Origin of the sequence: Duganella sp. P38, assembly GCF_050859475.1 — a bacterium.
In the GTDB taxonomy this organism is placed as follows: Bacteria; Pseudomonadota; Gammaproteobacteria; order Burkholderiales; family Burkholderiaceae_D; genus Rugamonas.
Genome location: NZ_CP193936.1, coordinates 119,210 through 144,248, shown reverse-complemented (window position 1 = coordinate 144,248; position 25,039 = coordinate 119,210). Strand labels below are relative to the sequence as shown.

The following is a 25,039-nucleotide window of genomic DNA, read 5'->3' as shown; positions in this document are numbered from 1 at the left end:
GAGAGAGGTCAAAAATGGATAGCTCAACAGCAATCGTGGGGATCGATGTCGGCAAGAAAAAGCTCGACGTGGCCCTGCTAGTGAACGGCAAGATCAAGAGCAAGGTCATAGATAACTCTGCCGCAGGCCATCAGCTGCTCTTGGAATGGCTGGACAAGACCAAGTTACCCAAGGCGGCATTACGGGTCTGCATGGAAGCGACCGGTGTGTATTTCGAGGAGGTGGCGACCACGCTTTATGATGCCGGGCTTGCCGTGAGCGTAGTCAATCCGGGCTGCATCAAGGGCTTTGGCCAGAGCGAGAACCTGCGCAATAAAACCGACAAGGCGGACGCAGCATTGATCGCACGTTACTGCGCGGCGATGGCGCCGGCAACGTGGGCGCCCGCTCCGCTGGAGCAACGTCAGTTGCGTGCGTGGTCGCAGCGGATACTGGCTCTGAAGGATATGCGCCAGCAGGAACGCAACCGGCTGGAAAGCTATGAGGCCAGCGGCATGGGCGAGGTGGCTGAGCACGCGCGCTTGCTCATTGCCTGGTTTGACACCGAGATCAAGCAACTGGAAGACGACGTGGATGACCACATCGACCGCCATCCCGGCCTCAAGCACGACGCGCAGCTCATCACCAGTATTCCAGGCATTGGTAACACCACCGCAGCTCGCATCTTGGGCCAGTTGGGCGACATTCGGCGCTTCGGCAACGCGAAGGCCTTGGCGGCATTTCTCGGCGTGACGCCACGCCAGCGCAGCTCAGGAACCTCGCTTCGGGGGCGCACCACCATCAGCCGCAAGGGCAGCACCTCAATGCGCGCCGCGCTTTATATGCCCGGCATGGTGGCAAGCCGCCACAACCCGCTACTACACCAGTTTGCCCAGCGCCTGGCGAATAATGGCATGGCGAAAAAAGCCGTGATCGGCGCCGTGATGCATAAGCTCGTGCATCTCATCTACGGTGTCATTCGTACCGGCAAGCCCTTTGACGCCAATTACCTTTCAAAAGGGCTTGCTATTCAAGACGGTATCTGACCCCGGATTTGTTTTAGAGGCGCGGCGGCGCAACGATTACATTTATTTGTCCTGATCCTTTTTCGGCGGACGGTTGCGGATGGCGGTGATCTGCTTCAGTTCACGATCGCTGGCGTTGGCCAGCAGCGCTTCGTGCGCCTTGCCCAGTTCGACATAGTGCGCTTGTTCCGGCGTCAGCGCGTTGCCGCGCAGCGCCCAGCTGGTGAGCGCGCCGGTGGCCAGGCAGCATAGCAGGACCAGCACCGTGTAGACGGCGATCCAGCCGCCGGTCTTGAATTGCAGGATGTTCAGCGACAGGCTGGTCTTGCGCGCCGCCTCGGTGGCGTCCTGCAGCTGCGCGACCATGGCGCCGACGGCCGCCTGGGTGGCGGTGGTGGCCGCCGCGCTGGCCTGCGCGCCAGCTTCGTCGGCAATCGCGCGCGCTTCGGCGCTGACCCGCACCGCTTCGGCGATCTTGTGGTCGATCTGGCTCAGGCCGGTATTTGCCAGCCGCACCAGCTTGTCGCAGTTGGCGATCTGCCGCGTGACGTTGGCCACCTCGCCGTGAAAGCGCTCCACTTCCTTGGCGTGGGCGTCGAGCTTGTCGTTGAAGAGATCGAGTTCAGCTTGGTTCATGGCGCGATCGGCAGATGGACGATGTTGCCATCATACATCGCCGACGCGCCGCTGTGCCGCTGTGCCGCTTAGCCCAGCGTCAGCGTCAGCCCGTTGGCGCTGTAGTTGGCGGTGACGTTGCTGAAGCCGTCCACGGTGATGGTGCTGAACTTGCCCTTGAGGCTACCGGCGCTGATCACGTTCAGCACGTCGCCCGCCTTCGGCTTGTAGCCGTTGGCGAACTTGATGCGCAGCGTGCCGCCGGCGATGGTGGCGGTGCCGTTCACGGCCAGCGTGCCCTGGCTGCCGGCCGCCGCGGCGCCGATGTCGAGCTCCAGCGTGGTGCTGCCGGCCAGCTGCGTGTACTTGCCGGCCAGCTTGAGCGCAGCCGGGGCGTTGGCCACCAGCGTGCCGCCGCTGTTGTAGACGTCGCCGGCGCCGAAGGCCGCCACCGAGTCGCCCTGCAAGGTGCCCGCGCTCAGCTCGGTGCCGCCGGTCCAGCTGTTGGCGCCGACCAGCTTCAGCGTGCCCGTGCCTTGCTTGACCAGCTTGCCGGAGCCGCTGATGTCGTTGCGCCAGCGATCCACCGCATTGAAGCCGCCCTTGGCTGCATCCATGACGATGGTGACGTTGCCGCTGAACGCGGCGTAGCCGTCGGCGGCCGCGAACAGGTTCAGGCGGCCCCAGCCTTCAGCATCGTCCATCACCGGGTAGCCCGACGGCAGCGCGGTGGTTTTCAGCACCACGCGGCGCTGGGCGTCGGTCAGGTAGGGCTGGCGGGTTTCCAGCAGCACCTCGGCGCCCTTCGGCACCACGGCCGGCGCGTTGGCGGCGGCGATCTGCGGGAAGCCGTAGGTGCTGCGGCGCAGGTAGTTGGCCTTGTTGGTGGCGTAGTCCGAGAAGCGGTCGTTGGCCTTGGTGCCGGATTGCGCGTAGCTGGCAAAGGTGTCGGCGGTGGTGTTGGTGGCGGCCATCAGCGTGGTGTGCGCCTGGGCGACGGCGGCGGCTTTCTTGGCGGCGTTGGCCGGATCGGCCAGGTTGGCGGCGGCGCTGGCCTGGCCCAGGATGCGGCCGCTCAGCACGTCCAGCGGCGAGTGCATGCCGGCGATGATGCGCATCTCGCCCAGCTCCAGGCCGCGGCTCAGCATTTCCTGATAGCGCTCCGGCACGGCGTAGGCCATGGCCACCGCGACGCGGGTCGCCTCGGCCGAGTGGCCGCTGGTGAAGCCGCCGTCGGTGGCCGGGGTCGCGCTCTTGGCCGGCACCAGCGCCGGCAGCAGCTGCACGCTGGTGCTCCAGCGGTACGGACGGGCGTATTTGTAGAAGCGCTTGGCCGGCTCGGTCGAGGCGTTGTTGCCGATCAGGTTGGTCAGGTCGACCACGTTGCCGAAGCTGGCGTTGGCGCTGCCGGCCACGCCGGTGTTGTTGCCGCCGTCGTTGTAGGCCTTGGTGGTGGCGTCGGCCGCCACCTCGGTGATGGTGGTGGTCTGCTGGGTCGCTGCGCGCCAGGCGGTGGTCAGCGGGCCCATGCCGTCGCTGATGCTGTAGGCCTTGCCACGGCGGTCGTCGAGGTAGGCTTGCACGGCCTGCTCGGCGCTGCGGTTGCTGGTGGCCTTGACCACGTAGTCGATATTGGCCTGGTGGATGGCCGCGTTGAGCACGGTGCCGTCCGGCGTGCCGTCGTTTGGCACGCCGGTCCAGGTCGATGCAGTCACGGCCGGGAAGCCGTCCACCGCCGGGGCGGTGACGCCGGCGTCGACGATTTCGGTCAGCGGCTTCCAGATGGCAAGCATGCCGCCCAGCACGCGCACGCCGGCGTTGGTGGCCAGCGTGGCGTAGCGGGCGTCGCCGCGCACGTTGGTGGCGGCGGTGTCGACGAAGGCGGTGGCCGCTGGCACGGCCACCACTTCCGCCGCGCCCTGGTCGGCCGGCGCGGCGGGGATGACCAGCGCTTCTTCATGGTCGGAGCCACCGCAGGCGCTCAGCGCGGCGGCGATGCTCAGGGCCAGGATCAGGGGGCGGGCGGGGAGGAGGTGCATGTCGTTATCCGTTGGTCAGTTGGAAAAAGGCCATAGAGTAATTAGTGGATATGACAAGCTTGTTACGCACCGCCGCTGGCAGCGCTTCCAGCCCAAAATATTATGGCTGACGTCAAAAAGCTGATGGCTGCTACAATAGCCGGGTGAAAAAAATCATGCTCATCCTGCTGCTGACGATTTTGCCGATCCAGTATTCCTGGTCGATGGCGGCCGTCTATTGCCAGCATGAGGCGAGCAAGGTCGCGCATTTCGGCCACCACGGCCATGAACACCAGGCGCAAGCCGGTGACGAGGACGGCGGCAAGCTGTCCAAGCATGGCGATTGCGAGGTGTGCCACCACGCGGTGCAGGCCTCGGCGCCTTTTGCCGAGGCGGTGCTCACGGCGGCGCCGGCCGTCGATCCGCGCCGCCGGGCGCGCTGCATTACCACTCCTACATTGCCGACGGGCCGCCGCGGCCCGACTGGTTCTTCGTTGCCTGAGCGCGGCGAGGCCTGATCCTTTTCCTTTCATGTCTCGTCGAATTCCTGTCCTGATAACCGGAGAATTCGATGTATAAATTGTTATTGCCGCTATGGCTGGCGGCGGTGCCTGCGTGCGCGCAGGCCGTGGTCGAGCCGTCCGTGCCTTTGACGCTGGCGGCGGCGCTGGCGCTGGCGGACGGCGCCCATCCCGAACTGGCGGCGGCGCGCCATGATCTGCTGGCCGAGGACGGCATGGTGCGGCAAGCCGGCCTGCTGCCCAATCCTGCGCTGTCCATGGAGCGCGTCGATACGCGGCGCGATACGCGTGAAACCACCATTCAATTGAGTCAGCCGCTGGAACTGGGCGGCAAGCGCGCGGCGCGCGTGCAGGCTGCGCAGCGTGGCCGCGATGGCGTGGCGGCGTTGTTGACGCAACGCCGCGCCGAGGTGCGCGCGGAGACGGCGGCGGCGTGGTTCGCGGTGCTGGCGGCGCAGGAGCAGTTGCGCCTGGCCCAGCAGGCGTCCGCGCTGGCCTTGCGCGCGGCCAGCGCCACCGGGCGACGGGTGGTGGCGGGCAAGGTGTCGCCGGTGGAGGAGACGCGCGCGCAGGTGGCCGCGTCCACGGTGAAGCTGGACCTGATCCGGGCGCATGCCACGCTGGTGACGGCGCGCGCCAGGCTGGCGTCGTTGTGGGGCAATCCGGCGCCGCGCTTCGAGTCGGTGTCCGGCGAGATAGCCGCGCTGCCGGAGCTGCCGCCGCTGGCGTCGCAGCGCGCGTTGCTGGAACAGGCGCCGGCGCTACAGGTGGCGCGCGCGGAGCTGGAGCACCGGCAGGCGCTGGCCAAGGTGGAGCTGTCGCGTCGCTCGCCGGACGTGGCGCTGAACATCGGCAGCAAGCGTTCGGAGGAGCTGGGGCGCACGCAGGCGGTGTTTGGCGTGTCGCTGCCGTTGCCACTGTTCGATCGCAATCAGGGGGCGGTGCTGGCGACGGCGCGGCAGGTGGACAAGGCGCGCGACGGCGTGGCGGCGGCGGCGGCCCGGCTGGAGGCGGAGCTGGTGCAGGCGCGCGAGGAGTACACGGCGGCGCGCGCGCAGGCGTTGGCTTTGCAGGAGGAGATTCTGCCGGGCGCGCAGAGCGCTTACGAGGCGGCCAGCACCGGTTTCGAGTATGGCAAGTTCGGTTTCCTCGATGTGCTGGATGCGCAGCGCACGCTGTTGCAGGCGCAGTCGCACTACCTCACCACGTTGGCCGATGCGCATCGCGCGCAAGCCGCCATCTCGCGCATCCTGGGAGCGGAACATGAGTAAGAAGCAGAAAATCACCATCGCCGTCATGGCGCTAGTTGCGTTGCTGCTGGCGGCGCTCATCCTCAAGCCGCGCGGCGGCGACGCGCATGGCGATGATGGCCATGGCCACGGCGCGGACAATCGCGGGATCGGCAGCGCCGGCCGCCATGCCGGGGTGGCGGCGGATGGCGCCGCGGATGGCGTGGCGGGACGTGCGTCAGGCGAGGGTAAAGCGCAGGCAGGCGCCGCGCATGCAGACGGCGCACTGGACGCCGTGCTGCTGAACGAGGCGCAGATTGCGGCGGCGGGAATCACGCTGGCGAAGGCCGGGCCGGCGGACATCAGCACCATCCTCACGCTGCCGGGCGAAATCCGCTTCAATGAAGACCGTACCGCGCACGTCGTGCCCAAGCTGGCCGGCGTGGTGATCGCGGTGCATGCGGAGCTGGGCGAAACCGTCAAGCGCGGGCAGCTGCTGGCGGTGCTGGCCAGCAGCGCGCTGTCCGAACAGCGCAGCGAACTGCTGTCCGCGCAACGTCGGCTGGCGCTGGCCAGCACCACGCTGGAACGCGAACGCAAACTGTGGCAAGACAAAATCTCCGCCGAACAGGACTACCTGCAAGCCAAACAGGCGATGAACGAAGCCGAGATCGCCGTGCAGAACGCCAAACAGAAGCTCAGCGTTCTGGGCGCGGGGGCGGCGGCGGGCGCAAAGCTCAATCAGCTGGAACTGCGCGCCCCGTTCGACGGCGTGGTGATGGAAAAGCACCTCGCCCTCGGCGAAGCGATCAAGGAGGACGCCAACGTCTTCACCATCTCCGACCTGTCCACCGTGCTGGCCGATTTCGCCGTGCCGCCGCAAGACCTGAACCGCGTGCGCGTCGGCGAAACCGTCATCGTGCGCGCCAGCGCCTTCGACGCGCAGGCCAGCGGCAAGATCACCTACGTCGGCGCGCTGCTGGGCGAACAGACCCGCACCGCCAACGCTCGCGTGGCCTTGTCCAATCCGGAACGGGCATGGCGTCCGGGCCTGTTCGTCAACGTCGACGTGCAATCGGGCCTCAGTGCGGCCGCCGTCACGGTGGCCGCCGGCGCGGTGCAGACGGTGGACGGCCAACCAGCCATCTTCGTGCGCAACGCCAAGGGCTTTGTCGTGCAGCCGGTCACGCTCGGCCGCAGCGACGGCAAGCTGACCGAAATCCTGCAAGGCGTGCCGGCTGGCGCCACCTACGCTTCCGCCAACAGCTTCGTGCTGAAGGCGGAACTGGGCAAGGGTAGTGCCGAGCATGCGCACTAACGCGGGAGGCGATCATGTTTGAACGTATCATCCGCTACGCCATCGATCAGCGCTGGCTGGTCCTGCTGATGGTCGCCGCGATGGCGGCGCTGGGCATCTACAGCTACAACAAGCTGCCCATCGACGCCGTGCCGGACATCACCAACGTGCAGGTGCAGATCAACACCTCGGCGCCCGGCTACTCGCCGCTGGAGACCGAGCAGCGCGTGACGTTCCCGCTGGAGACGGTGCTGGCCGGTCTGCCGCGCCTTGAGCAAACGCGCTCCCTGTCGCGCTATGGCCTGTCGCAGATCACCGTCGTCTTCAAGGACGGCACCGACATCTACTTCGCGCGGCAGATGGTCAGTGAGCGATTGCAGGAGGCGCGCGGCCAGCTGCCGGCTGGCGTAACGCCGTCCATGGGGCCGATTTCCACCGGCCTCGGAGAAATCTACCTGTGGACCGTGGAGGCCAGGCCGGATGCGAAGAAAGCCGACGGCGCCCCTACACGCCGACCGACCTGCGCGAAATCCAGGACTGGATCGTCAAGCCGCAGCTGCGCAACGTACCGGGCGTCACCGAGATCAACTCCATCGGCGGCTACGCCAAGGAATACCAGGTGGCGCCGCAACCGCAACGCCTGGCCTCATATGGCCTGACCTTGCAGGACGTGGTGACGGCGCTGGACCGCAACAACGGCAACGCCGGCGCAGGCTACATCGAAAAGCGCGGCGAACAGCTGCTGGTACGCGCGCCGGGCCAGGTGCGCTCGCTGGAAGATATCCGCAACATCGTGCTGCGCACCGCCGACGGCGTGCCGGTGCGCGTGCGCGATGTGGCTGATGTCGATATCGGCCGCGAACTGCGCACCGGCGCCGCCACCGAGAACGGGCGCGAGGTGGTGCTCGGCACCGTCTTCATGCTGATAGGGCAGAACAGCCGCGCCGTCTCGCAGGCGGTGGACAAGCAGATGGCCGTCATCAACCGCAGCCTGCCGCCGGGCGTGGTGGCGATCACCGTCTACGACCGCACGGCGCTGGTGGACAAGGCCATCGGCACGGTCAAGCGCAACCTGCTGGAAGGGGCGGTGCTGGTGATCGCCGTGCTGTTCATCTTCCTTGGCAACCTGCGCGCGGCGGTCATCACCGCCATGGTGATACCGCTGTCGATGCTGTTCACGTTCAGCGGCATGGTGGCGTACCAGGTCAGCGCCAATCTGCTGAGTCTTGGCGCGCTGGATTTCGGCATCATCGTCGATGGCGCTGTGGTCATCGTCGAAAGCTGCGTGCGGCGGCTGGCGCATGCCCAGGCCGCGCTGGGACGTCCGCTGACGCGCGCGGAGAAGTTCGAGGAAGTCTTCGCGGCGGCAAAAGAGTCGCGCAGGCCGCTGCTGTTCGGGCAGTTGATCATCATGGTGGTGTACCTGCCGATCTTCGCGCTGACCGGCGTGGAAGGCCGCATGTTCCATCCGATGGCGCTGACGGTGGTGATGGCGCTGGCGGGGGCGATGATCCTGTCGATCACCTTCATTCCGGCGGCGGTGGCGCTGTTCATCGGCGATAACGTGGTGGAAAAGGAGACGCGCCGCATCCACGGCTGGTATGGGGCGCTGCTGGAACGCGCGCTGGCCAACGCGCCGGTGGTGCTGAGCTTTGCCGGCATCACGGTCGCGCTGTCGCTGCTGCTGGCGACGCGCATGGGCAGCGAATTCATACCGTCGCTGAACGAGGGGGACATCGCCATGCAGACCTTGCGCATTCCCGGCACCAGCCTGACGCAATCGGTGGAGATGCAGAAGCAGATCGAGCTGACGCTGATGCGCAAGTTCCCCGAGATAGAGCGCGTGTTCGCGCGCACCGGCACAGCGGAAATCGCCTCCGACCCGATGCCGCCGAATATCTCGGACGGCTACATCATGCTCAAGCCGGAAGCGCAGTGGCCCAGGCCGCGCCGCACGCGCGCGGAACTGCTGGCGGCGATACAGCACACGGTCGATCAGTTACCCGGCAACGCGTATGAATTCTCGCAGCCGATCCAGCTGCGCTTCAATGAGCTGATCTCGGGTGTGCGCAGCGATGTCGCGGTCAAGCTGTTTGGCGATGACGACGAGGTGCTCAACGCCACGGCCGCGCGTATCGCGGCGATGCTGGGCAAGGTGGCGGGCGCGCAGGAAGTGAAGGTCGAGCAGACCAGCGGCCTGCCGGTGCTGACCGTCGATATCGACCGCGCCAGGACAGCGCGCTATGGCCTCAACGTCATCGACGTGCAGGACGTGGTGGCGACGGCGGTGGGTGGCAAGGAAGCCGGCACCATGTTCGAGGGCGACCGCCGCTTCGACATCGTGGTGCGGCTGCCGGAAGCGCTGCGCGGCGATCTGGAGGCGATGCGGCGCTTGCCGCTGCCGTTGCCCGGCGGCGGCAAGGAAGGCGGCACGCATTTCATCCCGCTGGGGGAGGTGGCGACGTTCAACGTGGCGCCGGGACCGAACCAGATCAGCCGCGAGAACGGCAAGCGCCGCATCGTCATCAGCGCCAATGTGCGCGGGCGCGATATCGGCTCCTTCGTTGCCGAGGCGGAGCAGAAGCTGCGGGACGTGAAGATCCCGGCTGGCTACTGGACCGCCTGGGGCGGGCAGTTCGAGCAGCTGCAATCGGCATCGCAGCGGCTGAAGATCGTGGTGCCGGCGGCGCTGGCGCTGGTGATGCTGCTGCTGTTCGCCATGTTCGGCAATCTGAAGGACGGGCTACTGGTGTTCAGCGGCATTCCGTTTGCGCTGACCGGCGGGCTGGCGGCATTGGCGCTGCGCGGCATACCGCTGTCGATATCGGCGGCGGTGGGCTTTATCGCGCTGTCCGGCGTGGCGGTGCTGAACGGGCTGGTGCTGATCTCCGCCATCCGCAAGCTGCGCGAGGAGGGCCGCAGCGTCGAGCAGGCCATCCGCGAGGGCGCCCTGTCGCGTTTGCGGCCGGTGCTGATGACGGCGCTGGTGGCCTCGCTCGGCTTTATCCCGATGGCGATCGCCACCGGCACCGGCGCCGAAGTGCAGCGGCCGCTGGCCACGGTGGTCATCGGCGGCATCCTGTCATCGACCGCGCTGACGTTGCTGGTGCTGCCGCTGCTGTATCGCCTGGTACGGCGTTAGCAAATCTGTCATAGAATGCGGATTCCATTGCTTTAAAGAATTGCTGATGAAATCCAAGTTGATGATTGCGGCCGTGGTGGCCGCACTGGCCGCCGGCGGCGCTTATGTGGTGCTGCGCGGCACGCCAGCCGCAGCGCCGGCGGCGGCCCAGAGCGCCGCCAACGCTGCCACGGCGCCCGCCATCGTGCCCGAATTGCAGGCGCTGCTGGCCAATTACCGCAAGGTCATCGTGCTGCTGGCCGATGAAAAGAGCCTGAGCGACACCGAGCGCAAGGCCGCCAACCAGGTCGGCCAGTCGCTATTCCACGAGAATCTGGAGCGGCTGGCGCGCATCCAGCCGCTGCTGGCGCAGACGCAGGCGCTGCCGCCGGCCCAGCGCGACGCGGCCGCCGATGCGCTGCTGTCGTACATCGAATCGGCGGAGGGCTTGTTCGACGCCGACCGGCTGGCGTTCCGCGAAGTGCTGCTGGAGCTGCAAAAGCTGGCGGCGGCCGACCAGACGCTGCCGGCCATCAAGCTGCACAAGCGCGTCAGCGAAGACCTGGCGGCGCTGGAAGATATCGAAAAGCAGTACGACAAAGAAATCAGCGACATCTTCTCGCGCTTCGACGCGCGCGCCATCACGCCCAAGCGTGAAAAGTGGGAAGACTACATCGCCCATCTGCGCAAGCTGTACAGCCGCGAGCAGATCATGAAGGACTACGGCGTGATCGTGCCGTATCCGGAACCGCCGGCCGCCGCGCCGGCCAAGGAAATCTTCGGCACCGGGTTGCCGCCGAAAACCGTGGTGCTGACCTTCGACGACGGTCCGCATGGCAGCTACACCGAGGAAATCGCCGCCATCCTCAAGCAGTACAACGTGCCGGGCGTATTCTTCGAGGTCGGCCAGAACGTCAGCCGCTACAAGGGCGAAAGCAAGCGGCTGATCGACGCCGGCCACGCGGTCGGCAACCACAGCTACAGCCACGCGCTGCTGTCGAAGCAGACCGGCGACAAGCTGTACGGCGAAATCGCCAACGCAGACAACGCGCTGAAGGCGGCCGATGAGCGCCGCTCGCCGCTGTTCCGCTTCCCGTACGGCGCGCGCAACGCCGAGGGCATGGCGGTGCTGTCCAAGCTGGGGCTGCGCTCGGTGATGTGGAATGTCGACTCGATGGACTGGGCCGATCCGGTGCCGAGCTCGATCGCCAACCGCGTGCTGACCACGCTCAACAAGGAGCAGCGCGGCATCATCCTGTTCCACGACATCCACGACCGCAGCGTCAAGGCGCTGCCGATGGTGCTGGACAAGCTGATCGCCGACGGCTACAGCTTCGCCGGCTGGGACGGCACGGACTTCAGGGTGGCCAAGGGCTCCAAGCAGCCGGAGCCGGAAAAGCTCGCCGTCAGCACCGGCTACGCCAACAGCTACGCGGTGGTAATCGGCATCAACGATTATCAGAAATGGCCGAAACTGCAATACGCGGTGCAGGACGCCAAGGCGATCCGCGAAACGCTGGTCGGCAAATTCGGCTTCGACAGCGAGCGCGTATTCACGCTGACCAACGGCGAGGCCACCCGCAACAACATCCTGGCGGTCTTCCACGACAAGCTGGCCGAGGCCAGGCTCAAAAAGGATGACCGCATCTTCGTGTTCTTTGCCGGCCATGGCGCCACGCGCCAGCTATCGTCGGGGCGCAATCTTGGCTACATCATCCCGGCCGATTCCGATCCGCAGCAAGTCGGCGTCGACGCCATCCCGATGACCGACCTGCAAAACATCGCCGAAAGCCTCAACGCCAAGCACGTCTTCTTCGTCATGGACGCCTGCTACAGCGGCCTCGGCCTCACGCGCGGCGGCGGCAGCAACGCCTTCCTGCGCGACAATGCGCGCCGCATCGGCCGGCAAATGCTGACGGCCGGCGGCGCCGACCAGATGGTGGCCGACGGCGGCCCGGGCGGGCACTCGGTATTCACCTGGACCTTGTTACAGGCGCTCAACGGCAAGGCCGACCTCAACGGCGACGGCCTGATCACCGCCACCGAACTGGCCGCGTATGTGGCGCCGGCGGTTTCCAGCGTCTCGCAGCAGACGCCGGCGTTCGGCAGCCTGCCGGGTTCGGAGGGCGGCGAATTCGTCTTCCAGTTGCCGGTGGAGGCGGAATTCCTCAGCGCGCAATCGGCGCAGCTGCCGGCCGACGCCATCGCCCTCAACAGCAAGCTCGACACGGGCCGCAGCCAGCAGGCCGACGGCAACACGGTGGTCATCAAAAACCTGCAAGGCGGCGAGCAAAAAATCGCCGCGCCGAAGCCGGTGGACGCCTCGGCGCGCCAGCTGGCGCAGCGGGCCAACGACAGGGGTTTGCAGCTCTACAAAGAGAAGCAATACGCGCAAGCGGAAGCGGCGTTCACCGAAGCGTTGAAATACCGTCCCGACTTCGGCCTGGCCGCCAACAACCTCGGCTTCGTCTATTACAAGCAGGAAAAATACGCCGAAGCGGCGCGCTGGTTTGAAAACACGGTGCAGATCGACGCCTCGCGCGCGATCGCCTATCTCAATCTGGGCGACGCGCGGATGAAGCAGGCGGACGCCGACAAGGCGCGCAAAGCCTACGCCAGCTTCCTCGAACTGGCGCCCAACCACCCAAGCGCCGCCTACGCCCGCGAACAGCTGAAAAAGCTGTAACCCCAATCCGGGTCAGGTCTGACATTGCACACGGCTCAACTGCTGCGCAGTTGAGCCCGTGTGCGAATGTCAGACCTCGTATATTGAGCATACCGCCCCATCATCGGATAAAGTGACGGAGGTGGTCAGGCAGGGTGATGCCGATCAGAATTTGGGCCATTGAGCCCGTGGGTCAGATTGGTGCCCCTGCCTGTTTCATTTTAAAAGTCCGAACGGTATCTTGGGTCATCGCCTCGCGCGTAAGCCCGCATACGAGAGAGGTCAAAAATGGATAGCTCAACAGCAATCGTGGGGATCGATGTCGGCAAGAAAAAGCTCGACGTGGCCCTGCTAGTGAACGGCAAGATCAAGAGCAAGGTCATAGATAACTCTGCCGCAGGCCATCAGGTGCTCTTGGAATGGCTGGACAAGACCAAGTTACCCAAGGCGGCATTACGGGTCTGCATGGAAGCGACCGGTGTGTATTTCGAGGAGGTGGCGACCACGCTTTATGATGCCGGGCTTGCCGTGAGCGTAGTCAATCCGGGCTGCATCAAGGGCTTTGGCCAGAGCGAGAACCTGCGCAATAAAACCGACAAGGCGGACGCAGCATTGATCGCACGTTACTGCGCGGCGATGGCGCCGGCAACGTGGGCGCCCGCTCCGCTGGAGCAACGTCAGTTGCGTGCGTGGTCGCAGCGGATACTGGCTCTGAAGGATATGCGCCAGCAGGAACGCAACCGGCTGGAAAGCTATGAGGCCAGCGGCATGGGCGAGGTGGCTGAGCACGCGCGCTTGCTCATTGCCTGGTTTGACACCGAGATCAAGCAACTGGAAGACGACGTGGATGACCACATCGACCGCCATCCCGGCCTCAAGCACGACGCGCAGCTCATCACCAGTATTCCAGGCATTGGTAACACCACCGCAGCTCGCATCTTGGGCCAGTTGGGCGACATTCGGCGCTTCGGCAACGCGAAGGCCTTGGCGGCATTTCTCGGCGTGACGCCACGCCAGCGCAGCTCAGGAACCTCGCTTCGGGGGCGCACCACCATCAGCCGCAAGGGCAGCACCTCAATGCGCGCCGCGCTTTATATGCCCGGCATGGTGGCAAGCCGCCACAACCCGCTACTACACCAGTTTGCCCAGCGCCTGGCGAATAATGGCATGGCGAAAAAAGCCGTGATCGGCGCCGTGATGCATAAGCTCGTGCATCTCATCTACGGTGTCATTCGTACCGGCAAGCCCTTTGACGCCAATTACCTTTCAAAAGGGCTTGCTATTCAAGACGGTATCTGACCCCGGATTGCCAGTCGTGCGATATGTCCGCACTTGCGGGCACATGCCGGCGCTTACTTTGTCACTTGCCTTGCGGTTACAATCAGCGGCGCGCGCTGGCCGCGCCGCCGGGCGCCGTCTGACGGCCGCCGGCGCCATTTAAACGTGCGGTGACGAGCGATGATGCAGGCAGTGGATAAATGGGCCGCCAGGGTCCTTTTGTTAAATAGCGGACTGGCGCTGGCCGTCAGCCTCGGCCTGCTCGGCGAGCCGCTCGACGGGCAAACCGCCACCGTGGCGTTCGGCACGGCGATGCTGGGCTTTGTCGCCGCCGTGCTGTCGCTGCGCCGCCACCCGGCCGGGCTGTGGGCCGCACTGCCGTATTACGCTGTCCAGTCGGTCAGCTATTTCCCCTTCGCCGGCACCGGCTTTAGCGTCAAGGCTGGCGTCAGCATTGGCTTGGTGTTGCAATTTAAGCAGGCAGTGGTGGTGCTGAATGTGCTGGCGCTGTTGCTGTTGGGCGTCACCATCGCGCTGCTGGTCTGGCGCCGCCGCCTCGCTTCCAGATAACTAGTTGCCCTGCGTCATTCCCTTGTCATACGCGTGGTGCACAGTGAAGCGTGCCGTTCTACTACGATAATTTACATTTTCTTATTACTAACCTGAATGAATTTTCAGATTTAGTGTGCTGAAAATATTGACTATGGAAATGGTTGCAAGCATGAGACAGGCGCCGAAATAAATTCTTAAGGGCAATTAGCTGAGCTATACTGAGCGACCGTAGACCCCATATTTATTGCTGTGCGGCATGCTTGGCTTAAGTGAATATCAAGTTAATTCAGTCACTTAGCACGCGCAACCGAGGCCGCAGATAAACTTCACTCACGGGAATATGTTTGCTTAGTGGAAGATTTGCTTTGGTCGCCTTCTACGTAAACAGGTTTCATGCGCACCCAAAAAACGCTGCGTCACAATACTGTGTAACTGTTAATTTTAACTAGTTGTAAAAAAGAAATAAGGCTGAACGCAGTTTACTAAAGTCCGCAACTTTGTTGACGTTAAGAATGATATGCGTCGACTCGGCAACACCAGTAACGCAGCAGCACTTCAGGACGGCCGTCAGGCCGCTTAATAGAGAATTCGGAAGCGACGTATCAAGGTGTCGCCGCCGCTTTTTGCACAAAAAATCGATATCAGCGCCTTTCAGGAGAAATACAAATGGCTGTCCCTCCGTCAAACTTTACTACGGACCAGATTGCTGGTCTGACTACACAACAAATCGGTGCGTTGACGACGGCCGATATGGCGTCGCTGAGCTCGGACCAGATCGGTGCGTTCACCACGCAGCAAGCAGCTGTGTTCAGCTCGCTCCAGATCGGCGCCATCACCACCACCTCCCTGAAAGGCTTGAGCACCCGTGACATCGGCGCGCTGAGCACCAATGCCATCGGTGGCCTGAACACCAACCAGATCCGTGTGCTGAGCAGCGACCAGATCGTTTCGCTGAGCACTAACCAGGCCGCCGCGCTGGCGACCCAGCAAGTCGCCGCGCTGACCACCGATGGCCTGGTGGCACTGGAAACCGCTGATTTCGCCGCGCTGAAAACCGCCGCCATCGCCGCCCTGTCGACCAGCCAGGTCAAGGCGCTGACCACCAACCAGGTCGTGGCCCTGACCACCGCCAGTGCCGCCGCGCTGACCAGCGCGCAACTGTCGTCGCTGAGCACGAACCAGATCGTCGCGCTGGAAACCGCCGACCTGAACGCCCTGAAAACCGCCTCCGTGGCTGGCCTGACCTCGACCCAGGTTTCCGCGCTGACCACCAACCAAGTGCAGTCGCTGGCGTCAAGCCAGTTGGTGGCGCTGAGCACCGCGAATATCGCCAACGGCTTGACCACCAACCAGGTTGTCGCGCTGAGCTCGCAGCAATTCTCCGCGCTGACCACCGCGCAAGTGGGCGCCCTTTCGAGCGCCAGCGTGGCCGCCATCCAGACCGCCGACATCGGCGGCATTACTACTGCCGGCATCGCCGCGCTGAAATCGGGTCAGGTCGCCGCGCTGACCACCGGCCAGGTCGCCACGCTGTCGTCCAACCAGGTGGTGGCGCTGGCCACCGCCTCGCTGGCCGGCCTGAGCACCGACGGCGTCGTTGCGCTGACCACCAGCCAGGCTGCCGCGCTGACCACGCAGCAAGTTGCCGCGCTGTCGACCAACGCCATCGCCGCGCTGGAGACCGCCGACTTTGCCGCACTGAAGACCGCCGCCATCGCCGCCCTGTCGACCAATCAGGTCAAGGCCCTGACCACCAACCAGGTCGTCGCCCTGACCACCGCCGAAGCCACCGCGCTGACCAGCGCGCAAGTGGCCGCGCTGACCACCGACGCCGTTGGCGCGCTGGAAACCGCCGACATCGCCGCCATCAAGACCGCCTCGTTCTCGGCACTGACCTCGAACCAGCTGGGCGCGCTGAAGACCGCGCAAGTCAACGGCCTGGCCACCGCGCAACTGGCTTCGCTGAGCACCGCCGCCATCGCTACCGGCCTGACCACCAACCAGGTGGTGGCGCTGACGTCCCAACAATTCGCCGCGCTGACCACCGCGCAACTGGGCGCCTTCGCCACCGCCAGCATCGCTGCCATTGAAACCGCCGACATCGGCGGCATCACCACGGCGGGCATCGCCGCGCTGAAATCGGCCCAGCTGGGCGCGCTGACGACCGGCCAGGTCGCTTCGCTGACCACCAACCAGGTCGTCGCCCTGACCACCGCTTCGGCCGCTGTCCTGAGCACCGACGCTGTCGTTGCGCTGACCACCAACCAGGCCGCCGCACTGACCACGCAACAAGTTGCCGCGCTGTCGACCAACGCGATTGCCGCGATGGAAACCGCCGATTTTGCCGCGCTGAAGACCGCCGCCATCGCCGGCCTGACCACCAATCAGATCAAGGCCCTGACCACCAACCAGGTGGTCGCCCTGACCACCGCCGAAGCGACCGCGCTGACCAGCGCCCAGGTTGCCGCGCTGAGCACCAATTCGGTGGCCGCGCTGGAAACCGCTGACATCGCCGCGATCAAGACCGCTTCGTTCGCCGCACTGACGTCGAGCCAGGTTGCCGCCCTGAAGACCGCGCAAGTCAACGGTCTGGCCACCGCACAACTGGCGTCGCTGAGCACCTCGGCCATCGCCAACGGCCTGAGCACCGACCAGGTTGTCGCGCTGACCTCGCAACAACTCGCTGCCCTGACCACCGCGCAAATCAGCGCCTTCTCGAACGCCAGCATCGCTGCCATCGAGACGGCCGACATCGGCGGCATCACCACCGCCGGCATCGCCGCGCTGAAATCGGCGCAGCTGGCCGCGCTGAAAACCGGCCAGGTCGCCACGCTGTCGACCAACCAGATCGTTGCGCTGACCACCGCCGGCATCGCCGGCCTGGGCACCGATTCGGTTGTCGCGCTGACCACCAACCAGGCTGCCGCGCTGACCACGCAACAAGTGGCCGCGCTGTCGACCAACGCGATTGCTGCGATGGAAACCGCTGATTTTGCCGCGCTGAAGACTGCCGCCATCGCCGGCCTGTCGACCGGCCAGATCAAGGCGCTGACCACCAACCAGGTCGTCGCCCTGACCACCGCTGAAGCCAATGCGCTGACCAGCGCGCAAGTAGCAGCGCTGGCCACCGACGCTGTTGGCGCGCTGGAAACCGCCGACATCGCCGCGATCAAGACCGCTTCGTTCTCGGCCCTGACCGCCGCACAAGTGGGCGCGCTGAAGACCGCACAAGTCAACGGCCTGGCCACCGCACAGCTGTCCGTGCTGAGCACCGCCGCCATCGCCAACGGCCTGACCACCGACCAGGTTGTCGCACTGACCTCGCAGCAGTTCGCTTCGCTGACCACCGCGCAGATCGGCGCTATCTCGACCAACGGCATCGCCGCCATCGAGACGGCCGACATCGGCGGCATCAGCACCGCCGGCATCGCCGCGCTGAAATCGGCGCAGCTGGCCGCGCTGAAAACCGGTCAGGTTGCTTCGCTGACCACCAACCAGGTCGTCGCCCTGACCACCGCTTCGGTGTCCGGCCTAAGCACCGACGCGGTTGTCGCACTGACTACCAACCAGGCTGCCGCGCTGACCACGCAACAAGTGGCCGCGCTGTCGACCAACGCGATTGCCGCGATGGAAACCGCCGACTTTGCCGCGCTGAAAACCGCCGCCATTGCCGGCCTGACCACCAATCAGATCAAGGCGCTGACCACCAACCAGGTCGTCGCCCTGACCACCGCCGAAGCCAATGCGCTGACCAGCGCGCAAGTCGCTGCGCTGAGCACGAATTCGGTGGGCGCGCTGGAAACCGCTGACATCGCCGCGATCAAGACCGCTTCGTTCTCGGCCCTGACCGCCGCGCAAGTGGGCGCGCTGAAGACTGCACAGGTCAACGGCCTGGCCACCGCACAGCTGTCCGTTCTGAGCACCGCCGCCATCGCCAACGGCCTGACCACCGACCAGGTTGTCGCGCTGACCTCGCAGCAGTTCGCTTCGCTGACCACCGCGCAGATCGGCGCTATCTCGACCAGCGGCATCGCCGCCATCGAGACGGCCGACATCGGCGGCATCACCACCGCCGGCATCGCCGCGCTGAAATCGGCCCAGCTGGCCGCGCTGAAAACCGGCCAGGTTGCTTCGCTGTCGACCAACCAGATCGTTGCCCTGACCACCGCTTCGGTGTCCGGCCTGAGCACCGACGCGGTTGTCGCGCTGACCACCAACCAGGCTGCCGCGCTGACCACGCAACAAGTGGCCGCGCTGTCGACCAACGCCATCGCTGCGATGGAAACCGCCGACTTTGCCGCGCTGAAGACTGCCGCCATCGCCGGCCTGTCGACCGGCCAGATCAAGGCGCTGACCACCAACCAGGTCGTCGCCCTGACCACCGCTGAAGCCAATGCGCTGACCAGCGCGCAAGTAGCAGCGCTGGCCACCGACGCTGTTGGCGCGCTGGAAACCGCCGACATCGCCGCGATCAAGACCGCTTCGTTCTCGGCCCTGACCGCCGCACAAGTGGGCGCGCTGAAGACCGCACAAGTCAACGGCCTGGCCACCGCACAGCTGTCCGTGCTGAGCACCGCCGCCATCGCCAACGGCCTGACCACCGACCAGGTTGTCGCACTGACCTCGCAGCAGTTCGCCTCGCTGACCACCGCGCAGATCGGCGCTATCTCGACCAACGGCATCGCCGCCATCGAGACGGCCGACATCGGCGGCATCACCACCGCCGGCATCGCCGCGCTGAAATCGGCGCAGCTGGCCGCGCTGAAAACCGGCCAGGTTGCTACGCTGACCACCAACCAGATCGTTGCCCTGACCACCGCTTCGGCGGCTGTCCTCAGCACCGACGCGGTGGTCGCGCTGACCACCAACCAGGCTGCCGCGCTGACCACGCAACAAGTGGCCGCGCTGTCGACCAACGCGATTGCCGCGATGGAAACCGCCGACTTTGCCGCGCTGAAAACCGCTGCCATCGCCGGCCTGACCACCAATCAGATCAAGGCCCTGACCACCAACCAGGTCGTCGCCCTGACCACCGCCGAAGCCAATGCGCTGACCAGCGCGCAAGTCGCTGCGCTGAGCACGAATTCGGTGGGCGCGCTGGAAACCGCTGACATCGCCTCGATCAAGACCAGCTCGTTCTCGGCGCTGACCTCGACCCAGCTGGGCGCGCTGAAAACCGCGCAAGTCAACGGCCTGGCCACCGCGCAGCTGTCCGTGCTGAGCACCGCCGCCATTGCCAACGGCCTGACCACCGACCAGGTTGTCGCGCTGACCTCGCAGCAATTCGGCGCGCTGACCACCGCGCAGATCAGCTCCTTCTCGACCGCCAGCGTTGGCGCCATCGAGACCGCTGACATCGGTGGCATCAGCACCGCCGGCATCGTTGGCCTGAAAACCGCCCAGATCGCCGCGCTGAAGACCGCGCAAGTGGCGGCGCTGACCACCAACCAGGCCGTTGCGCTGAGCACCGCGTCCTTCGCCGCCCTCAACAGCGACCAGGTGGCCGCCTTCACCACCACGCAAGCTGCCGCGTTGAACTCGCAGCAAATCGCGGCGCTGTCGACCACCGCCGTCGCCAACCTGGAAACGGCCGACCTGAACGTGTTGAAGACCGCCGCCATCGCCGCGCTGAGCACCAACCAGCTGAAGGCGCTGACGACCAACCAGGTGAACAACCTGTCGACCAACAACATCGCCGCGCTGACCACCTCGCAAGTGGCCAACGGCCTGACCACCGCGCAGATCGTCGCCCTGAGCTCCAACCAGGTCGGCACGCTGAGCAGCGCGCAAGTGAGCGCCCTGAGCAACGCCTCGGTGACCGCGATTGAAACGGCCGACCTCGGCGCGCTGAAAACCTCGTCGGTGGCTGCCCTGCGCACCACCCAGGTGGCCGCGCTGACGACCGACCAGATCGTGGCGCTGAGCACCAGCCAGGTGGCCGCACTGAGCACCGCGGCCATCGCCGCCGGCCTGACCACCAATCAGGTCGTGGCGCTGTCGAGCAACCAGTTGAACGCACTGAGCAGCAACCAGCTGCGTGCCCTGTCCACCGCCAGCATCGTGGCACTGGAAACGTCCGACCTGCAAGCGCTGGCCACCGCCTCGTTCAAGGCGCTGAGCACGCAGCAACTGGTGCAACTGACCACCAAGCAGATCGTGGCGCTGACCACCGGCCAGATCAAGAACCTGAGCTCGGCACAAGGCAATGCGCTGACGTCGACCCAGGTTCAGGCGATGAGCACCGACCAGGCCAATGCCCTGTTCAACGCGACCCACGGCATCTCGCCGATCGTGCTGGACCTGAAAGGCGACGGCATCACCACCGTGGCCGCCAATAACGGCGTCAGCTTCGACCTCGATGCCGACGGCACCAAGGAACAAGCCGGCTGGATCGGCGGCGGCGATGGCCTGCTGGTACTGGATCGCAACGGCGACGGCAGCATCAACGACGGTAGCGAACTGTTCGGCACCGGCACCACGCTGGCCAACGGCTCGAAAGCGTCGAACGGCTACGAGGCCCTGGCCGAACTGGACGCCAACGGCGACGGCGTGATCGACGCCAACGACGGCGCCTTCAGCAAACTGCAAGTGTGGGTTGACGGCAACGGCGACGGCATCAGCAGCGCGGACGAACTGAAGTCGCTCAGCGACCTCGGCATCACCAAGCTGAACCTGAACAACGTCGCGGTCGATGGCACCAAGAACAATGGCAACACCATTGGCCTGACCTCGACCTTCGAGACGGCCGATGGCGCGACCCACGCGGCAGCCGACGTCTGGTTCGCGGTGAACAGCACCTCGACTTCGCTGACCAGCTCGGTTAGCAGCCTGTCGGGTGCCTTGTCGAGCTTCAACGCAGCAGCGTCGGCGCCGGCCGCCGCCAAGCTGGAAGTGCCGGGCGCAACCAACGCCTCGGTGGCTGCCCTGGCCAGCGCCATCGGCAACTACGACAACCAGCTGACCGCCGCGTCCAACCAGGCGTCGACCGAAGACACCCAGCGCCTGAAAGCGCTGCTCGGTGGCAACCACGGTCAAGGCTTCCTGGCTGCCAAGTAAGCCGCGCGCGCACTAGCGTCAACAACGGCAAGGCCTGCGGGCCTTGCCGTTTTTTTTGAGCTGTCGAACAGCAGGGTGAAAGCACTTGTTTTTCTACAACAGAAAAGGCGCAGCGAACGGTGGTGCTGGGTTAGAATCCCAACGCTGGCACCATAGTGCGCGAATGCAAGCTTTCACCTTTACAGGCTTATGCAAGATAAATTCCCCCATACCGCGATTCAGTGTCTGACTGCCATCGCGCAGCATCATGGCCTGCAAATCAACCCTGAGCGGATCATCGATGAAAACGCCTTGCGGGCGGAGGAACCGAGCACCGGCGCGCTGCTGCGCATCGCCTCGGATATCGGTTTGAAAGCCAAGGCCGACAAGCTGACCTGGTCGCGCCTGATGGCGCAGGGCGGCGTGTTCCCGATCATGGCGCGCCTGATCGACGGCAATATGATCATCATCGTCGGCGTCAAGCCGGGCGCGGACGGCGCCGAAGACCAGGTGGCGGTGCTCAATCCGGCCGGCGCCCACGCGCAGGTGGTGATGGTGCCGCGCAGCGCGTTCGAGAAGCGCTGGCCCGGCGACGTCATCTTCGTCAAACGCCAGCACAGGCTGACCGATCCCAACCAGCCGTTCGGCCTGCGCTGGTTCATTCCGGAAATTCTGAAGCAGAAGGCGGCGTTCCGCGACATCTTCATCGCCGCCATCGCCATGCAGTTGCTGGCGCTGGCCTCGCCGATCTTTTTCCAGCTGGTGATCGACAAGGTGCTGACGCACCAGAGCGTGACCACCTTGCAGGTGCTGGGCGTGGGCATCGTCGCCGCGCTGGTGTTCGACTCCACCTTCGGTTTCCTGCGCCAGACGCTGACGCTGGCCGCCTCCAACAAGATCGACATGCGGCCGACGCGCCGCGTGTTCGCCCACCTGCTGTCGCTGCCGATCGACTTTTTCGAAACCACCAGCGCTGGCGTGGTCACGCGCCACATGCAGCAGCTGGAAAAGATCCGCAACTTCCTCACCGGCCGCCTGTTCATGACCGGCCTCGACCTGATCGCGCTGGTGGTGTTCATTCCCATCCTGTTCAGCTACTCGTTCAAGCTGACCATGATCGTGCTGCTGTTTGCCGCCATGATCGGCGGCATCGTGCTGGCCATGGTGCCGACCTTCCAGCGCCGCCTGAACGCGCTGTACACGGCCGAAGGCCAGCGCCAGGGCATGCTGGTGGAAACCATCCACGGCATGCGCACGGTCAAGGCGCTGGCGATCGAGCCGTCGCAGCGGCGCATCTGGGACCAGCGCTCGGCCGAGGCGATCACCATGCACTTCCGCGTCGGCCAGATTTCCATCGCCGGCAATTCGCTGACCGATTTCCTCGGCAAGCTGATGCCGGTGACGCTGATCATCGTCGGCGCCGCCGACGTGTTCGACAGCACGCTGACGGTCGGCGCGCTGATCGCCTTCCAGATGCTGTCCGGCCGCGTGACGCAGCCCTTGATTTCCATCGTCGGCCTGGTCAACGAATACCAGGAGACCGCGCTGTCGGTGCGCATGCTGGGCGAGGTGATGAACCGCGCGCCGGAAGGCCGCCCGGGCGCCAACGGCCTGCGGCCGGTGCTGCAGGGCGAGATCAAGTTCGACAACGTGGTGTTCCGCTATCCGGGCGCGCAGAACCTGGCGCTGAACAAGGCCTCGTTCACGATCCAGCAGGGGATGGTGGTGGGCATCGTCGGCCGTTCCGGCTCCGGCAAGACCACGCTGACCAAGCTGATCCAGGGCCTGTATCCGCTGCAGGAGGGCTTGGTGCGCTTTGACGGCATCGACGCCCGCGAGATCGAGCTGCCGCACCTGCGGCGCCAGATCGGCGTGGTGCTGCAGGAGAACTTCCTGTTCCGCGGCACGGTGCGCGAGAACCTCTCCGTCACCAAGCCCGACGCCACGTTCGAGGAACTGGTGGCGGCCGCGCAGGCCGCCGGCGCCGACGAGTTCATCGAGCGCTTGCCGCAGGGCTACGATACTGTGCTGGAGGAAAACGCCACCAACCTCTCGGGCGGGCAGAAGCAGCGCCTGTCTATCGCGCGCACGCTGGTGGCGCGGCCGCGTATCCTGATCCTCGACGAGGCCGCCTCGGCGCTGGACCCGGAATCCGAAGCCATCTTCATCAGCAACCTGTCGAAGATCGCGGTGGGCCGCACGGTGGTGATGATTTCGCACCGCCTGTCGACGCTGGTCAATGCCGACCGCATCATGGTCATGCACCAGGGCACGCTGGTCGATTCCGGCCGTCACGAAGAACTGCTTACCCGTAGCGAAACATACCAGCACTTATGGAACCAGCAAACAAGTCACCTTTAAACTTCAAGCGCGGCAAGAAGGACGAGACCGAAATCGACTTCCTGCCGGATGCGGACGCCATCGAGCGCAATCCGCTGCCGAAGTCCGTGCGGCTGACGCTGCACTTGCTGCTGGCCGCCTTCGTATTCTTCATCGTCTGGGCCTCGGTGTCGCCGGTGGACAAGATCATCATCGCCCATGGCAAGCTGGTCAATCCGCTGCCGAACATCGTGGTGCAGCCGCTCGACACCTCGATCATCCAGAGCATCGACGTGCGCGTCGGCCAGATCGTCAAGAAGGGCCAGCTGCTGGCCACGCTGGACCCGACCTTCACCGCAGCCGATGAAAGCCAGCTGCGCCAGCGGCTGGAGTCGCTGGACACGCAGGCCTCGGGCCTGCGTTCCGAAATCAGCGGCAAGCCGGGCACCGAACCGGGCGCCGGCTCCAGCGACGACGCCCAGTTGCAGGCGCAGCTGTCGAGCGAGCGCAAGGCCAACTACCAGGCGCAGAAGAGCAAGATGGAGCAGAACATCGCGCGCCTGCGCGCCAGCCTGGAAACCAACAAGCACGACCAGGGCATCCTGGCGCAGCGCGTGAAGTCGCTGCGCGAGGTGGAAGCGATGCAGGAGCAGCTGATGGCCGAGCAGTTTGGCGCCAAGATGCACTTGCTGGAAGCGCGCGACCGCCGCCTCGAAGTCGAGCGCGACATGGACCTGCAAAAAAACAAGGCGATCGAGATGACGCGCGAGCTGGCCTCGCTCGAAGCCGAGCGCGCCGCCTTCGAGCGCAGCTGGCGGCAAAAGTCGATGGAAGACCTGCTGAGCGCCAGCCGCGAACGCGACAGCATCAGCGAGCAGCTGGCCAAGGCCGACAAGCGCGCCAAGGCGGTGCAGATGGTGGCGCCGGCCGATGCGGTGGTGCTGGAGATCGGCAAGCTGTCGGTCGGCTCCATCGTGCGCGAGGCCGAGCCGCTGTTCACGCTGGTGCCGCTGGGCGCCGAGCTGGAGGCGGAAGTGCAGATCGATTCGCTCGACATCGGCCGCATCAAGCCGGGCCTGAACGCGCATATCAAGGTCGATGCGTTTTCGTTCCAGGAACATGGCATGTTGGAAGGCAAGGTACGCTTCATCAGCCAGGATTCGTTCAAGCGCGAGAACAGCGAGAAAAGCGGCGGCGGCACCGACGCCTACTACCTGAGCCGGATTCCGTACACCGGCCAGCTGCGCAAGGTGCCGGCCGGCGCCCGCCTGCTGCCGGGCATGACGGTGACGGCCGAGATCGTCGTTGGCCACCGCACGGTGATGTCCTACCTGCTGTTCCCGCTGACACGGGCGCTGGACGAATCGATACGCGAACCTTGATTA

At 65.2% G+C, this 25,039-nt stretch carries 12 protein-coding genes and 1 pseudogene; 11 read left to right on the top strand and 2 right to left on the bottom strand.

Features of this window, described 5'->3' with window-relative positions:
• The first annotated feature begins 14 nt into the window (after window positions 1-14).
• On the top strand, window positions 15-1,025 hold the full coding sequence (locus ACRQ5J_RS00560) for an IS110 family transposase (protein WP_432380670.1): 1,011 nt from the start codon (window positions 15-17) through the stop codon (window positions 1,023-1,025).
• Between the two features lie 42 nt (window positions 1,026-1,067).
• Here the strand turns inward: ACRQ5J_RS00560 and ACRQ5J_RS00555 are convergent, their stop codons facing one another.
• Window positions 1,068-1,640, bottom strand: coding sequence for a hypothetical protein (locus tag ACRQ5J_RS00555; RefSeq protein ID WP_432380669.1), 573 nt, complete (start codon window positions 1,638-1,640; stop codon window positions 1,068-1,070).
• Window positions 1,641-1,708: 68 nt separating this feature from the next.
• Entirely contained in the window at window positions 1,709-3,658 is a 1,950-nt protein-coding gene (locus ACRQ5J_RS00550) for a phosphatase PAP2 family protein (RefSeq protein WP_432380668.1), read from the bottom strand.
• A 155-nt stretch (window positions 3,659-3,813) separates the two neighbouring features.
• Between ACRQ5J_RS00550 and ACRQ5J_RS00545 the strand changes: the two genes are divergently transcribed.
• The 10 genes and pseudogenes from ACRQ5J_RS00545 to ACRQ5J_RS00500 all read left to right on the top strand — a co-directional run bounded on the left by ACRQ5J_RS00545 (window position 3,814) and on the right by ACRQ5J_RS00500 (window position 25,036).
• On the top strand, window positions 3,814-4,155 hold the full coding sequence (locus ACRQ5J_RS00545) for a DUF2946 family protein (RefSeq protein WP_432380667.1): 342 nt from the start codon (window positions 3,814-3,816) through the stop codon (window positions 4,153-4,155).
• A 53-nt stretch (window positions 4,156-4,208) separates the two neighbouring features.
• Window positions 4,209-5,429, top strand: coding sequence for a TolC family protein (locus ACRQ5J_RS00540; protein WP_432380666.1), 1,221 nt, complete (start codon window positions 4,209-4,211; stop codon window positions 5,427-5,429).
• Window positions 5,422-6,705, top strand: coding sequence for an efflux RND transporter periplasmic adaptor subunit (locus ACRQ5J_RS00535; RefSeq protein WP_432380665.1), 1,284 nt, complete (start codon window positions 5,422-5,424; stop codon window positions 6,703-6,705). The genes ACRQ5J_RS00540 and ACRQ5J_RS00535 overlap by 8 nt, the downstream gene beginning before the upstream one ends.
• Window positions 6,706-6,719: 14 nt before the next feature.
• Window positions 6,720-9,826 (top strand): annotated as a pseudogene (locus ACRQ5J_RS00530) (efflux RND transporter permease subunit).
• A 46-nt stretch (window positions 9,827-9,872) separates the two neighbouring features.
• Window positions 9,873-12,491 carry a polysaccharide deacetylase family protein gene (locus ACRQ5J_RS00525; RefSeq protein WP_432380664.1) on the top strand — a complete coding sequence of 873 codons (2,619 nt, stop codon included), beginning with the start codon at window positions 9,873-9,875 and terminating at the stop codon, window positions 12,489-12,491.
• Between the two features lie 267 nt (window positions 12,492-12,758).
• Window positions 12,759-13,769, top strand: coding sequence for an IS110 family transposase (locus ACRQ5J_RS00520; protein WP_432378393.1), 1,011 nt, complete (start codon window positions 12,759-12,761; stop codon window positions 13,767-13,769).
• 162 nt (window positions 13,770-13,931) lie between these two features.
• Complete coding sequence (locus ACRQ5J_RS00515) at window positions 13,932-14,318, top strand: hypothetical protein (RefSeq protein WP_432380663.1); 387 nt, start codon at window positions 13,932-13,934, stop codon at window positions 14,316-14,318.
• Window positions 14,319-15,035: 717 nt separating this feature from the next.
• Entirely contained in the window at window positions 15,036-21,356 is a 6,321-nt protein-coding gene (locus tag ACRQ5J_RS00510; RefSeq protein WP_432380662.1) for a heme utilization protein, read from the top strand.
• A gap of 189 nt (window positions 21,357-21,545) precedes the next feature.
• Window positions 21,546-23,696, top strand: a complete 2,151-nt coding sequence (locus ACRQ5J_RS00505; RefSeq protein WP_432380661.1) for a peptidase domain-containing ABC transporter — start codon at window positions 21,546-21,548, stop codon at window positions 23,694-23,696.
• Window positions 23,669-25,036, top strand: a complete 1,368-nt coding sequence (locus ACRQ5J_RS00500; RefSeq protein ID WP_432380660.1) for an HlyD family type I secretion periplasmic adaptor subunit — start codon at window positions 23,669-23,671, stop codon at window positions 25,034-25,036. The genes ACRQ5J_RS00505 and ACRQ5J_RS00500 overlap by 28 nt, the downstream gene beginning before the upstream one ends.
• The last annotated feature ends 3 nt before the right edge of the window (window positions 25,037-25,039 follow it).